The following is a 13,621-nucleotide window of genomic DNA, read 5'->3' as shown; positions in this document are numbered from 1 at the left end:
GCACCCGCCCGGTCCGGGTAGGCTCAGCCCGGGCCGCGTCAACCGGGAGTGTGATGAGCGTCGGCGAGGAATCCGGCCAGCGCGCCGTTTTCCCGGGCTCCAGCCAGATGGCGGCCCGGATGCGAGAGTTCGACTGGGCGTCGTCCCCGCTGGGTGAACCTGCGGACTGGCCTGCCAGCCTGACGACGGCCGTGCGGATCTGCCTCACCTCGCGCTTCCCCATGATCGTCTGGTGGGGCCCGGATCTGCGGTTCCTCTACAACGACGCGTACCTGCCGCTGCTCGGCACCAAGCACCCGGCGCTGGACAAGCCGGGTGCGAAGGTCTGGAGCGAGATCTGGCACATCATCGGCCCGATGCTCGAGAGTGTGATGACCACCGGCGAAGCGACGTGGTCGGAGGACCTGCTGCTGCCGATGAACCGGCACGGCTACTGGGAAGAGACCTACTGGACCTATTCCTACAGCCCGGTCCACGACGACGACGGCGCCGTGCGGGCCGTGTTCACCGCGGTCACCGACACGACCGAGCGCGTGATCGGCGAACGCCGGCTCGCCACGCTGCGCGAGCTCGGTGCCCAGGCCGGCATCGCCCGCACGGTCGGCGAGGCCTGCGAACTGGTCGCCGGCGTGCTCGGCCGGGCCGGCGCCGACGTCCCCGACTCCGCCATCCACGTCCGCGACGAGAACGGTGGGCTCGCCCTCGCGGCCGTGACCCCGGGCGGCGGGCGCGCGGACGGCTGGCCGCTGGAGGACGTGCTCGCCGACGGTACCCCGCGCACCGTGCCCGACCTGACGACGACGTTCGGTGAGCTGCCCTCGGGCGCGTGGTCCACGCCGCCCACCGAGGCGATGGTGCTGCCGCTGCCCGGCGCTCCCGGAACCGCGGCCACCGGCGTGATCGTGCTCGCGGCGAGCGCCGGGCGCGCGCTCGACGAGTCCTACCGGACGTTCCTCGGGCTGGTCGCCCAGCAGACCGCGGCGCTGGTCAACGGCGCGCTCGCCTACCAGGCGCAGCAGCAGCGCGCCGAGGAGCTGACCGCACTGGACGCGGCGAAGACCACCTTCTTCGCCAACATCAGCCACGAGTTCCGGACCCCGCTCACGCTGATCCTCGGTCCCGTCGCCGAGCTGGACAAGACGCTCGCCGAGGCGGACGAGCGCGTCCGCGAGGAGATCGCCGTCATCCACCGCAACGCGCTGCGGCTGGGCCGGCTGGTCAACAACCTGCTCGACTTCTCCCGGCTCGAGGCGGGCCGGATGGAGGCCCGCTTCGAGCCGGTGGACATCGCCGCGTTCACCGCGGAGCTGGCGAGCGTGTTCCGCGCCGCGGTCGAACGGGCCGGGCTGCGGTTCGACGTCGACTGCCCGCCGCTGAGCCGTCCGGTGCACGTCGACCGCGGAATGTGGGAGAAGGTGGTCCTCAACCTGCTGTCCAACGCGGTCAAGTACACCTTCGACGGCGAGATCCGGGTCCGCGCCGAGCTGGACGGCGAACACGCCGTGGTCACCGTGTCCGACACCGGGATCGGGATCGACGCCGCCGAGCTGCCCCGGCTGTTCGAGCGGTTCCACCGGATACCGTCGGTGCGGGCGCGCTCGAACGAGGGCAGCGGGATCGGCTTGGCGCTGGTGCGCGAGCTCGTCGGCATGCACCGTGGCACCGTCGCCGCCGAGAGCACCCTCGGCGTGGGCACGACGTTCCGGATCCGGCTGCCGCTGGGCACCGCGCACCTGCCTGCCGAACACCTCGCTCCGGAGCCCTCGGCGGGCGGGATCGCCGCGGAGACCGCCGAGCCGTACGTGCAGGAGGCCCTGCGCTGGCTGCCGGACGGCGAATCCGACGTCGCCCCCGATCCGGTCACGGGCGCCCGGGTGCTGGTCGCCGACGACAACGCCGACATGCGCGGCTACCTCGCCCGGCTGCTGCACGAGGACTACGCGGTGACCGCGGTGCGTGATGGCCTCGAGGCGCTCGACGCCGCGTCCGGCGAGCCCCCCGACCTGATCATCAGCGATGTCATGATGCCGCGGCTGGACGGCCTGGGCCTGCTCGCCGAGCTGCGGCGCGACCCGCGCACCTCGGCCGTGCCCGTGCTGCTGCTGTCCGCCCGCGCCGGACAGGAGGCCGCCGTCGACGGGCTGGCCGCCGGGGCCGACGACTACCTCGTGAAGCCGTTCTCCGCGCAGGAGCTGCTCGCCCGCGTCCGCACGACCATCCGGCTGGCCCGGCTGCGGACGCAGCATTCCCGGTGGCGCGCGGCGATGATCGATTCCCTGCAGGAGGGCTTCTTCGTCTGCGACGCCGACGGGCGGGTCGTGGAGATGAACGCCGCGTGCGCCGAGCTGCTCGGCTTCGGCCCCGGCGGACTGCCCTACGCGCCGCCGTTCCCCTGGGCACCGGGCCCGGATGACGACCCGATCGCCTTCCGGCAGGTCTCCGACGCGCAGGACCGGTCGCGCACCGAGCCGTCGGGCAGCTTCGTCCTGCCGCTGCGGCACCGGGACGGCCACCGGGTGTGGGCCGCGATCGCCTACAACGAGCTGCACGACGACGAGGGCCGCCGCCGGCTCGTCGGCACGATCCGCGACGTCACCGCGGAGCGCTACGCCGTGCAGCGGGAGAACGCGCTCGCCGCGATGAACCAGCGCCTCGCCGGGGTCAGCGGGGTGCCGGACGTGCTCCGCACCGCGCTCGACCTGCTGCGCGAGCTGTGGCAGGCCGAGCGGGTGCTCGCGGTGACCTGGCCGCACGACGGCGAGCCGGAGCTCGCGTCCACCGATCCGGGCGACCGGCTGTGGACGGGCCTCGCCGCGCCCTTGCGCGCGAAGCTCGCCGAGCTGCGCGCGCTCCCGGCCTTGCACGCGACACCGGCGGAGGGCGGGGCCGGCGCGACCCTGGACCACCCCGGCGGCCGATTGACGCTCTGGGTGGAGCCGGACCCGCGTCGTCCGCTCGGCACCGAGGACCGGACGCTGCTGGCGCTGCTGGCCGGGACGCTGGCGCACGCCTTGCGCCGCGCCCACCGCGACGACCGGCAGCGCGAGGTCGCCATCGCGCTGCAGCGCTCGATCCTCGGGCCGGTCCTGCTGCCCGAGGGCTTCGCAGTGCGCTACGAGCCGGCAAACCCGCCCCTGGAGGTCGGCGGCGACTGGTACGACGTCGTCCCCCTGAGCGGTGACCGGATCGGCATCGTCGTCGGCGACTGCGTCGGCCGGGGACTCGCCGCGGCCGCGGTGATGGGTCAGCTGCGCAGTGCCTGCCGCGCGCTGCTGCTGGAGGCCAACGGCCCGGCGCACACCCTGACCACGCTCGACCGCTTCGCCGACCGGCTGCCGGGTGCCCTGTGCACCACCGTCTTCTGCGGGGTCCTGGACCCCGCCACCGGCACGCTCACCTACAGCAGCGCCGGGCACCCGCCGGCCACGCTGGTGCACAGCGACGGCTCGGCGGAGTTCCTCGACGCGGGTGGCAGCGTGCCGCTCGCGGTCCGCGTCCCCGTCACGCGCCCCGAAGCCACGGCGGTCGTCCCGATCGGATCGCTGCTGATGCTCTACACCGACGGCCTCGTCGAGCGCCGCCGCGAATCGCTGGACGACGGCATCGACCGGGCCACCTCGGCCGCCCACGACGCGCGGGACGCCGACCTCGCCGACCTGGCGACCACGCTGATGGTCCGGCTCCGGCCGGCGGACGGGTACGAGGACGACGTGGCGCTGCTGCTCTACCGCCGGTCGGTGCCGCCGCTGGAGCTGGACTTCCCGGCGCAACCGGACAGCCTCGCCTCGACGCGCCACTGGCTGCGCGCGTGGCTGGGCACCGCTTCGCTCGGCGAAGACCTCGCGCAGGACGTGCTCGTCGCCACGGGCGAGGCCTGCGCGAACGCCGTCGAGCACGCCTATCCGGAAGGCCCGGGCGACGCGCACCTCTCGGCCCGCTTCACCGGTTCGCGCCTGGTCGTCACGGTGACCGACCGCGGCCACTGGAAGCGGCCGCCCCCGGACAACCACGTGCTGCGCGGCCGCGGGATGCCGATGATGGAGGCGCTGGCCGACGCGGTCGCGGTCCGGCACGACACGACCGGCACGACCGTCACGCTGGAATGGAGAACGGGTTCGTGACGACGGCACTCACGCTGGTCGCCTCCGCGGGCGACGACGGAGACCGGATCCTGGCCGTGACCGGCGAGGTCGACATGAGCAACGCGGCCGGGTTCGGCGCGGCCCTGGACCGCGAGCTCGCGGCCGGGTCGTCCCTGACCGTCGACCTGACCGGGGTGAGCTACGTCGACAGCGCGGGAGTCGCGGTCCTGTTCGACCGGGCCGCTTCCCACGACCTGCGCCTGACCGCGCCCCGCCTGCTCGACCGCGTCCTGCGCGTCTCCGGCCTCGCACAGGTGACGAAAGTGACGATCCGCTGAGTGGTTGGCCCTCCCGCGACGGGGTAAGCGGACCCCAGCGACGGTCGCCGGGTGGGTTGTGCTGCCGGCTGTCGCCAGGTGGCCCCGGCGCCCAACCCACGACGTTCAGCAGAGAGCGACGGGCCGGAGCCACCGCTCTCTTCCCTTGGCTCGCCGGGGCCGTGCCGTTCGCGAGTACTGTGCGCGCAGGAACCGGGACGGAGGTGAGCGCGATGGCCGGTGACCCGATCCCGTCCGAGTACTTCGACGAGCTGACCGCGGCGATGGCGGACCTCACGAGTGCCCTGGAGACCGAACCCTCCGAGGAAGAAATCCTCGACGCCGTCTGCGCCGAAGCCGTCAGGGCCATCCCCGGGGCCGACTTGGCCAGCATCACCGCGATCCGCGACGGCGAGCCGGAAACCGCCGCCTCCACCGACGAACGCGCGGTCGACATCGACCGCGTCCAGTACGCCGCGGGCGAGGGTCCGTGCCTGCGGGCGGCCGAGACGGGCGAGATCGTGCGGCTGCCGCTCGCCACGGCCGGCGCGCTGTGGCCCGAGTTCACTGAGCACGCCCTCAGCCTCGGCGTCGGCAGCTACCTCGCCGCGCCGCTGCGCGTGGACGGCACCCTCGCCGGGGCGCTCAACCTCTTCGGCTACGGCGACCACGGCTTCGCCGAGACCGACTCCCGGTTGCTGCGGCTGTACACCACGATCGTCTCGTTCGGGCTGCGCACCACGCGCCGCTACCACCGGGCCCGGCAGCGCGCCGCCGAGCTCGAGACGGCGATGAGTTCGCGCGCGGTGATCGAGCAGGCCAAGGGCATCCTCATGGCCGTACACGGGATCACCGCCGGCGAAGCCATGAAACGCCTGATCGCGGAATCGCAGCACAGCAACGTGAAGCTCCGCGACGTCGCGACCCGGTTCGTCGAGAGCCTGTCGCCCGGTTGACGTTCAGGCGGTCCGGCGGACCGGGAACGGCCAGGTCAGCGTGATCACCGTGCCGTCGTCGGTCGAGCGGAGGTCCAGGCCGTCGACCAGCGCCTGGATCAACCGCAGGCCGCGGCCGCCGTCGGTCCGCTCCGCGATCGTGGTCCAGCGTCCCTGGTCGGCGACGGTGATGATCAGGACGTCCTCGTCGATCCGCGCCCGGACGTCGATCAGCCCGGGCCGGCCGCGGTAAGCGTGGTCCAGCACGTTCGCCATCGCTTCCCAGCAGGCCAGGACGACGTCGTCGGCCTGCCGGCCCACCTCGTCACCGGCGCGTCTGCGCAGCCACGACACGAGGTGCCGCCGCAGGCTCGGCAGCGTTCGTGGCGAAATAGTGCCGCGGTACCGCCAGCCGTCCGCTCCGTGCTCTTCCACGTTCACCTCCCCGGGGGACTGTTCGTTTGCTACCCACCGGTTCGCTTTCTCAATCACGGGAAACGACTTTCCTGCTGCGTTCGGCTCTGGTGTGCCGCGGGCCGGCGTGATCGGATGTGCGGATGACTCGGTCGACGTCGTCCGTGGTGCTCTGCGCGGTGCTGGCCGCCGCCCTTCTCCCCGCGCCGGCAGCCGCTGCCGCCCCGGCTCCCGGGCCGGGTGCCCTCTCGCACTTCGGGCTCGCCCGCAAGGACTGCCTGGGCACCGCGCGGAACACGACGAGCAAGGCGTGGTTCACGGTGGCGGGCGGCGTGCTGTCCGACGTGTACGCGCCGGTGATCGACAACACGAACGTCGAGACGCTGCAGTTCGCCGTCACCGACGGCCGCACGTTCACCGACCTGCAGGCGCGGGACATGACCTACACCGTCCGCACCAGCGCGGGCGGGATGGCGTGCGAGATCACCTCGACCCCGCGCAGCGGCAAGTACCGGCTGGTCACCGACTACCTGACCGACCCGGCCCGGACCGGCGTCCTGATCCGCACGCGCCTGGACCCGCTGCGGGGGTCCGGGACCGACCTCAAGGTCTACGTGCGGTTCGACGCGAGCGTCAACGGCAACGGCGGAGGTGGCCCGGCGAACGGCGGCGGGGACACCGCGACCGTCGACGCGGCGACGAGCGCGCTGGTCAGCGCCGACCCGAACACGGTGTCGAGCGCGCCGGCCCGCGACTACGCCACCCCGCTGGCCGCCGCGCTGCGCGCCGACCGCCGGTTCCTCAGCACGTCCAGTGGTTTCGCCGGCACGGCCGGTGACGGACTGGCCCAGCTCGACCGCGACCACCGGCTCACCGACCGGACGCCGTCGGCGGTGAACGGCAACGTCGTGCAGACCGCGCAGCTGGACCTGCAGCCGCGTCGCCCGGCCACGCTGGCGCTGGGGTTCGGCTCGGACGCGCGCGCGGCGGTCCAGACCGCCGGCGCGAGCCTGCGGACGCCGTTCGACCAGAGCTACCGCGACTACGCGCGCGGCTGGCGCGACTACGACAATGGGCTGATTCCCTTGCACGGCAAGGACTCCGACGCGTACTACCAGTCGGCGAACGTGCTGAAAGCCAGTGAGGACAAGACGTTCCCCGGCGCGGTGGTCGCGTCGCTCGGCAGCCCGTGGGGCCAGGCGGTCTCCGCGGGTGACGCGCCCGGCGGCAAGCCCGTCTACTTCGGGTCCTACCGCGAGATCTTCGCCCGCGACCTGTACGAAAGCTTCTCGGGCCTGCTCGCGGCGGGGGACCGTGAGACCGCGCGAGCGAGCGTGCGGTGGTTGTTCAGCCGCCAGCAGCAGCCCGACGGCCGCTTCCCGCGCAACTCCATGCTCAACGGCAAGAAGGCGCCCGACTCCGGCGGTGACCAGCTCGACGAGAGCGCGTACCCGATCCTGATGGCGTTGCAGGCCGGGCTGGACCGCGACCACACGCTCTACACCGACCACATCCGCGCGGCCGCGGACTTCGTCGTCGCGCACGGCCCGGCGTTCGGCTCCGAGCGCTGGGAGGAACAGGGCGGCTACTCCCCCTCGACGATCGCCGCCGAGATCGCCGGGCTCGTCGCCGCCGGCGTGCTCGCCGACCGCAACGGCGACCCGGCGCGCGCCCGCGTCTACCGGGCGACCGCCGATCACTTCCAGCGCAGCGTCAAGGGCTGGACGGTCACTTCGACCGGACCGTACGGCGGCCGGTACTTCCTGCGCCTGACCAAGAACGGCGACCCGAACTCGGAGTGGATCTACAACCTCGGCAACGGCTCGGTCGACGCCGACCAGCGCGCGGTCGTCGACGCCGGGTTCCTCGAGCTGACCCGCCTCGGCGTGCTGCCCGCGAACGACCCGGACGTCACCGCGTCACTCGCCGTGGTGGACCGCGTGATCAAGCGGGACACGCCGACGGGCCCGGGCTGGTACCGCTACGGGACTTCCACGCCGGGCAGCGAGGACGGCTACGGCGACTGCTACGAACCCGACCCGACGAACTGCGCGCCGACCGGGGCGCCGTGGCCGGGGCCGAACACCGGGTCCGGCCACCTTTGGCCGGTGCTTGCGGGAGAACGCGGCGAACAGGCCGTGCAGACCGGCGACCGCGCCGGCGCGGCGGCGCTGCTGCGCGCCATGCGGGCCCAGACCGGCGGCACCGGGCTGATTCCCGAGCAGGCGTGGGAAAACCCGGCGGTGCCGGCGTCGCCCTACGGCTCGGACCCGCGCACGGCGTCGATCGGCTTCGCCCCCGGGCAGCCCGCCGGTTCGGTCGCGCCGCTGAGCTGGGCGCAGTCGCAGTCGGTGCGCCTGGCCCGGGCCCTGGACGACGGCCGGCTGCCCGAGCAGCCCGCCGACGTGCGCGCCCGGTACGTCACGCACGCCCCGCCCGCGGCGCTGGCGGTCACCCTCGACGCTCCCGCGTCGGTGTCCACGGCGACCGCGTCGGTCTCCGGCACCGCGCCCGCCGGCAGCCGGGTCGATCTCGCCGTGTCGGCCACCGACGCCGGGACGACTTCCGTGCTGTCCGTGCGGGCTTCGGCGGCGGGGACGTTCACCGCGACGGTGCCGACGCCGCTGGGCGCGAACGTCGTCACGGCGACCGCCACTTCCGGTTCCGGGACCGGCTACACGCAGAAGACGATCAGCTCGGACTTCGTCACCGGCACGGTCCTGCTCGACGCGACCGACCCCGACGGCGACGACAACGGGCCGGGCACTTACACCTATCCGACGGCGGGCGACTTCCACGCGGGCGCGTTCGACCTGCAGCGGTTCCAGGTCATCGACTCGGGCACGAACCTCGTGTTCCGCGCGCAGGTCCGCGACCTGTCCCCGACGTTCGGCTCGCCGCTGGGCGCGCAACTGCTGACGATCTACGCGCACGACCCGGCCGCGACGGCGACGTCGACCGCGGCGCCGTTCCCGAGCCGGGCGTACTCGATCGCGGCTTCGGATGCCTGGAGCCGGCGCATCGAGGTCCAGGGCTTCGCCGACCCGGCACTCGTCGACGCTTCGGGTGCTTCGCTGGCAACGCCGTCTGTGCAGGCTTCGCAGGCGACGCGATACATCACGGTCAGCGTGGCGAAGTCGGCGTTCGGGACACCGGGCGCGGGCTGGACGTTCGCGGTCGTGCTGACCGGGCAGGACGGCAACTCCGCCGACCAGGCACGGCCGTTCACGCCGACGGCGGGGCAGTACACGTTCGGCCTCTGCGCGGCAGGCGGTACCGCGCCGATCTGCACGGCGGACCCGGCGACGGCCCCGAAGGCGGTGGACGTGCTGACGCCGTCCGGAGTGGACCAGGCGATCGAGCTGGACCCGACGCGCGGGCCGGTCGCGGTGCGCGGCGTGCCCGTCGGGTGATCTGGCAGGGTTGACTCCGTGATCGACGACTTCGCGAAGCGGTACCTGCACGACGATCTGCGCGAGGCCCGCGAGGCGGTGCTGGAGAAGCTCGACGGGCTCGACGAGTACTCCGTGCGCCGCCCGCTGACCGCGACCGGAACCAACCTGCTCGGCCTGGTGAAGCACCTGGCGCTGTGGGAGACCAGGTACTTGGGCGAGGTGTTCGGTCGGCCGTTCCCCGAGCCGCTGCCCCGCTGGGACGACACCCAGACGCGCGGCCGTGACTTCTGGGCGACCTCGGAAGAAACTCGTGCGGAGATCGTGGACCGCTACCGCCGCGCCGCGGCGCACTCCGACGCGACGATCGACGCTCTCGCCGTCGACGCGCCCGGCCACGTGCCGTGGTGGCCGCGGCCGGATGTCCTGCTGTTCAACGTCATGGTGCACGTGCTCACCGAGACGAACAGGCACGCCGGGCACGCCGGGCACGCCGACATCCTGCGGGAACAGCTGGACGGGGCGACCAGCGCCCCATCCCGGGGCCGCGAGTTCTGGACGGAGCGGTACGCGGAAATCGAGCGGGCCGCTCAGGCCGCCGGTCGGTGAGGACGACGTTCAAGATCACTCAGGGTTGCTTTCGTGCGGGCAATCGCACTTCGGAGCTAACCTGATCGAGTCACGAACATCTCTTCTTGTGTACGCGAAGTACCGACACCGGAAGGGGTTCCCGCTCATGACCATTCGTCCGAGCGTCCGCCGCACCGTGACCGCTCTCGCCGTGACCGGAGCCGCCGCGACGGCCATCGTGTCCGCGGCCGGGACCGCGTCCGCCATGCCGACCGACTTCCGCTGCACCTCCTCGCAGGTCGACACGACGCTGGTCGCCGGGTCCCCGGGCGCGGGCCAGCGGTACGCGTCCGTCCAGTTCACCGCGAAGCCGGGCGAGTCCTGCACGCTGCAGGGCGCGCTGCCGGTCGTGTTGTCGGGGGCGCCCGGCGTGACGGTGACGCCGGACCCGGCCGCGGCCGACGCGCCGGCGGTCACCGTCGCCGACGGCGCGCCCGCGTCGATGCTGCTGCACTGGACCGGCATCGAGGCACCGGAGAACCAGGTCCGGCCGGTGAGCGTCACGGTGACCGCGCCGCAGACGACCACCCCGCGCGGCGACGTCAGCGACCCGGCGATCACGCTGCCGTGGAACCAGGGCCCGCTCGACGCCTCGGCCGAGGCGCACGGGCTGACCGTCGGCGCGGTGACCGCGGGCCCGGCGGAGCTGTAACTCGTACGCGGCGGCGGACGACACGCCGGCTGCCGCCGTGTCGTCCGCCCGATCACGCGAGCCGGCCCTTCCCTCACGTCGGTCTACTGTGGACTCCCTAATTCAGCTCGGCACGCCCGCGTTGAGCCGCGCCAGGATGCCGTGCGGGAACGGCAGCGAAGGCGCGCTCACCTCGGTCAGCCGGTCGAGCTGGGCGTCGGTCAACGCCAGCTCGAGCGCGCCCAGCGTTTCGGCGAGCTGCTCCGGTGACCGGGCGCCGATCAGCGGCGCGGGCATCGCCGGCCGGCGCGTCACCCAGTGCAGCGCCACCTGGGCCGGGGTCGCGCCCACCTCGGCCGCGACCTCGCGGACGGCGTCCAGCACGGCCCAGCGGCTTTCCGGCAGCGACCGGTAGGGCGCGCCGTCGGCGAGGCGGCCCTCGCCGGCGCCGTCGCGGGTGTACTTGCCGGACAGGAACCCGCCGCCGATCGCGCCCCACGGCTGGACCGCGATGCCGAACTCCCGCGCCAAGGGCACGTACTCGGCCTCGATCGCGCGCTCGACCAGGGAATACTCCAGCTGCAGGGCCGTCACCGGCGGGCCGCCGAGCATGGCGGCCTTCGTCGCGTACCAGGCCGGGACGTCGCTGAGCCCGACGGCGCGGACCTTCCCCGCGCGCACGAGGTCGCCGAACGCCGCCATGACCTCCTCGGCCGGGGTGAAGCCGTCCCAGATGTGCAGCCAGTAGAGATCGACGTGGTCCACGCGCAGCCGCCGCAGCGACGCTTCCAGCGACGCGACCATGTTCTTGCGGCCGTTGCTGCGCCGACGGGGGTCCGACCGGGGTTCGCCGCCGCTGAAGCCGGGCCCCGAGTACTTCGTGGCGAGGACGACGTCGTCGCGGTCGACGTCGCGCAGGAACTCGCCGACCAGCTCCTCGGAGCGGCCGGCGCTGTAGTTGTCCGCGGTGTCGACGAAGTTGCCGCCGCCTTCGACGTAGGCGCGGAAGATCTTGCGCGCGGTGTCGTCATCGGCGCAGAAGGAGCCGGTGCCGAAGGTCATCGCGCCGAGCGCCAGCGGGGAGACCCGCAGTCCGGAGCGGCCCAGCGCCCGGTAGTCGTCCAATCGTGTCATGTCCCCGATCGTGCAACCCGGAGCGTGGTCCGGGTCAAACCCGATCGAGGGCATTCGAGGGCAACATCGGGGAGAAAACGAGCCATCCTCCCGGTTAGCCCGAAATGAACTCCTGGGGTGCGCTAGCCTGGCCCGATCGTGGGGCCCGGGGGCCCCGTACCCCGGCGTGGCGAGGAGTCGAATTCGTGCAACCGAACCTGGGGCCAGGTGAAGACTTCGAGCTCCTGCTCGAACGGCAGGTCCGGGACATGCAGTCGAAGGCGGCGGCGCTGAGCGAAGCGCTTTCCGCCGCCGGCGCCACGGTCCGCTCCCGCGACGGGTCGGTCACCGTGACGCTCGCGCCGAACGGCGCGCTCACGAACCTCGAGCTCGGACTCCGGGCGTGCGAACTGGGCCCCGCCCGGCTGACCGCCGCCATCATGGGCACCGTCCGCGAAGCGCAGCGCCAGACCGCCCGCAGCGTCGCGGACTCCTTCACCACCATCAACGGCGACAGCGAATCGACCGACATGGTCCGATCGTTCCTGCCGCCGGACCCGCCGCCCGACGCCGACTTCGCGGCGCCGGAGAGCGCCGAGCCCGAGCGGACCCCGCCGCCGGCCGCTCCCCCGGCGCGTCCGCCCGCGCCGCCGGCGGCCGGGCCTGCCCCGCGTCGTCGTCCCCCGGCCGACGACCACGACGACGAATCGAACCCCTGGTGAGCGGCGGCGGCTTCAGGGTCGACTCGGAGCCCCTGACCACCTTCGGCAAGCACCTCGACGAGCTCCAGAGCAACCTGCAGAGCACCGCCGACCTGGTCGGCGGCATGACCTGCGACCCCGGCATGTTCGGCATCAACCCGGCGTGCCAGCTGATGGCGGCGGGCGCGAGCACGTGGACCGACAAGGCGCACCACCAGTTCGGCGACTACGCCAAGACCATCGGCGAGTTCTCCGACAAGGTCGCCGAGGCCGCGAAGCGTTACCAGTCGGGCGAAGAAGACGCCGTCGACTCGATCGTGAGGTTCGAATAGTGGGCGACGACTACCAGAGCAAGGACGTCAGCCTCCACGGCGGCGAACTCTTCAACAGCGACAACGCTTCGGCCGGCGCCGGGTTCTTCGAGGCCGCGATCGGCCTGGACAAGGCCGTCAAGGAAAACGACAAGGTCGCGATCGGCATCGGCGCGGCGGGCATGGCGCTGGAGACCATCGGTCTCGTGCTGGACCCGATCGGCAGCCTGCTCACCGCCGGGATCGGCTGGCTCATCGAGCACATCACGATCCTGCGGTGGCCGCTGGACATCCTGATGGGCGACCCCATCGGCATCAACGCGGCCGCCGAAGCGCTTTCCGCCGAGAAGAAGAAGCTGGAGCAGTGGTCGACGGACCACCAGTCGGCGATCGAAACGCTCATGAAGGACTGGTCCGGCAACGCCGCGGACCAGTTCAAGAAGGACATGGACGCGGTCACCGAGCAGCTGAACTCCCTCGGCGGCTACCTCGACCAGGCCGGCAAGAACATGAAGATCGCCGGCGGCATCGTCGGCGCCTTCCGCGGCATCTTCCGCGACCTGATCGCGATGCTGCTGGCGACGATCATCAAGGGCGCCCTGATCGCGGCGGCGCTGGCCCCGGTGACGTTCGGTGCGTCGATCGCGATCTTCGTCGGCACGACGATCGGCACGGTGGCCACGGCACTGGGCAAGATCGGCGCGAAGCTCGTCCAGCTGGGCCGGAAGCTGGGCGACCTGGTGCAGGCGCTGGCGAAGATGGGCAAGGCGGGCGACGAAATCGCCGGGGCGAAGCCGCCGGCGAGCAGCCTGACGCCGACCCCGACCCCCAAGCCGGACGCCACGCCGCTGCCGAAGCCGGAGCCCAAACCGGAGCCCAAGCCCGACACGACACCGTCCTCGGCGACGCCGGAGCCCAAGCCCGAGCCGAAACCGGACACCACGCCCGAGCCGAAGCCCGAGCCCAAACCGGAGCCCGCGCCGTCGTCGTCTTCGGCCACCCCGGAACCGAAGCCGGAGCCGAAGCCCGACACCACGCCCGAGCCGAAGCCGGACACCACACCGTCCTCGGCCACTCCCGAACCCAAGCCGGAAC

The 13,621-nt window shown here is 72.8% G+C and carries 11 protein-coding genes; 9 read left to right on the top strand and 2 right to left on the bottom strand.

Annotated elements, in window-relative coordinates; genetic code table 11:
• The first annotated feature begins 53 nt into the window (after positions 1 to 53).
• The 3 genes from AB0M59_RS21250 to AB0M59_RS21240 all read left to right on the top strand — a co-directional run bounded on the left by AB0M59_RS21250 (position 54) and on the right by AB0M59_RS21240 (position 5,355).
• The gene (locus tag AB0M59_RS21250; RefSeq protein ID WP_364617411.1) at positions 54 to 4,121 is read left to right on the top strand and encodes a SpoIIE family protein phosphatase; all 4,068 of its coding nucleotides are present in this window, start codon (positions 54 to 56) and stop codon (positions 4,119 to 4,121) included.
• Positions 4,118 to 4,420, top strand: a complete 303-nt coding sequence (locus tag AB0M59_RS21245; protein ID WP_364617409.1) for an STAS domain-containing protein — start codon at positions 4,118 to 4,120, stop codon at positions 4,418 to 4,420. The genes AB0M59_RS21250 and AB0M59_RS21245 overlap by 4 nt, the downstream gene beginning before the upstream one ends.
• A gap of 212 nt (positions 4,421 to 4,632) precedes the next feature.
• Positions 4,633 to 5,355, top strand: a complete 723-nt coding sequence (locus tag AB0M59_RS21240) for a GAF and ANTAR domain-containing protein (RefSeq protein ID WP_364617407.1) — start codon at positions 4,633 to 4,635, stop codon at positions 5,353 to 5,355.
• A 3-nt stretch (positions 5,356 to 5,358) separates the two neighbouring features.
• On the opposite strand, the gene AB0M59_RS21235 is transcribed toward AB0M59_RS21240, so the two are convergent.
• The gene (locus AB0M59_RS21235; protein ID WP_364617405.1) at positions 5,359 to 5,769 is read right to left on the bottom strand and encodes an ATP-binding protein; all 411 of its coding nucleotides are present in this window, start codon (positions 5,767 to 5,769) and stop codon (positions 5,359 to 5,361) included.
• A 122-nt stretch (positions 5,770 to 5,891) separates the two neighbouring features.
• Here AB0M59_RS21235 and AB0M59_RS21230 point away from each other — a divergent pair, with 122 nt between their 5' ends.
• The 3 genes from AB0M59_RS21230 to AB0M59_RS21220 all read left to right on the top strand — a co-directional run bounded on the left by AB0M59_RS21230 (position 5,892) and on the right by AB0M59_RS21220 (position 10,422).
• Entirely contained in the window at positions 5,892 to 9,161 is a 3,270-nt protein-coding gene (locus AB0M59_RS21230) for a glucodextranase DOMON-like domain-containing protein (protein WP_364617403.1), read from the top strand.
• A gap of 18 nt (positions 9,162 to 9,179) precedes the next feature.
• Positions 9,180 to 9,749: a DinB family protein gene (locus AB0M59_RS21225; protein ID WP_364617401.1), complete on the top strand. Its 570-nt coding sequence runs from the start codon at positions 9,180 to 9,182 to the stop codon at positions 9,747 to 9,749.
• A gap of 127 nt (positions 9,750 to 9,876) precedes the next feature.
• Positions 9,877 to 10,422, top strand: a complete 546-nt coding sequence (locus AB0M59_RS21220) for a DUF4232 domain-containing protein (RefSeq protein ID WP_364617399.1) — start codon at positions 9,877 to 9,879, stop codon at positions 10,420 to 10,422.
• Positions 10,423 to 10,524: 102 nt separating this feature from the next.
• On the opposite strand, the gene AB0M59_RS21215 is transcribed toward AB0M59_RS21220, so the two are convergent.
• Complete coding sequence (locus AB0M59_RS21215; RefSeq protein WP_364617397.1) at positions 10,525 to 11,535, bottom strand: aldo/keto reductase; 1,011 nt, start codon at positions 11,533 to 11,535, stop codon at positions 10,525 to 10,527.
• 185 nt (positions 11,536 to 11,720) lie between these two features.
• On the opposite strand from AB0M59_RS21215, the gene AB0M59_RS21210 reads away from it, so the two are divergent.
• The 3 genes from AB0M59_RS21210 to AB0M59_RS21200 all read left to right on the top strand — a co-directional run.
• On the top strand, positions 11,721 to 12,236 hold the full coding sequence (locus tag AB0M59_RS21210; protein ID WP_364617395.1) for a YbaB/EbfC family nucleoid-associated protein: 516 nt from the start codon (positions 11,721 to 11,723) through the stop codon (positions 12,234 to 12,236).
• Entirely contained in the window at positions 12,233 to 12,547 is a 315-nt protein-coding gene (locus AB0M59_RS21205; protein WP_364617393.1) for a hypothetical protein, read from the top strand. The genes AB0M59_RS21210 and AB0M59_RS21205 overlap by 4 nt, the downstream gene beginning before the upstream one ends.
• A partial coding sequence (locus tag AB0M59_RS21200; protein WP_364617391.1) for a WXG100 family type VII secretion target occupies positions 12,547 to 13,621 on the top strand: 1,075 nt, incomplete at its 3' end. The genes AB0M59_RS21205 and AB0M59_RS21200, both read left to right, overlap by 1 nt.

This window comes from Amycolatopsis sp. NPDC051371 (assembly GCF_040682155.1).
Taxonomy (GTDB): domain Bacteria; phylum Actinomycetota; class Actinomycetes; order Mycobacteriales; family Pseudonocardiaceae; genus Amycolatopsis.
This window is presented reverse-complemented; position numbering and strand designations above follow the sequence as displayed.

Bases quoted from the DNA above. Each gene is read 5' to 3' on its own strand.
- AB0M59_RS21250 (WP_364617411.1), top strand. From the start codon at position 54: ATGAGCGTCGGCGAGGAATCCGGCCAGCGCGCCGTTTTCCCGGGCTCC.
- AB0M59_RS21240 (WP_364617407.1), top strand. From the start codon at position 4,633: ATGGCCGGTGACCCGATCCCGTCCGAGTACTTCGACGAGCTGACCGCG.
- AB0M59_RS21230 (WP_364617403.1), top strand. From the start codon at position 5,892: ATGACTCGGTCGACGTCGTCCGTGGTGCTCTGCGCGGTGCTGGCCGCC.
- AB0M59_RS21220 (WP_364617399.1), top strand. From the start codon at position 9,877: ATGACCATTCGTCCGAGCGTCCGCCGCACCGTGACCGCTCTCGCCGTG.
- AB0M59_RS21215 (WP_364617397.1), bottom strand. From the start codon at position 11,535: ATGACACGATTGGACGACTACCGGGCGCTGGGCCGCTCCGGACTGCGG.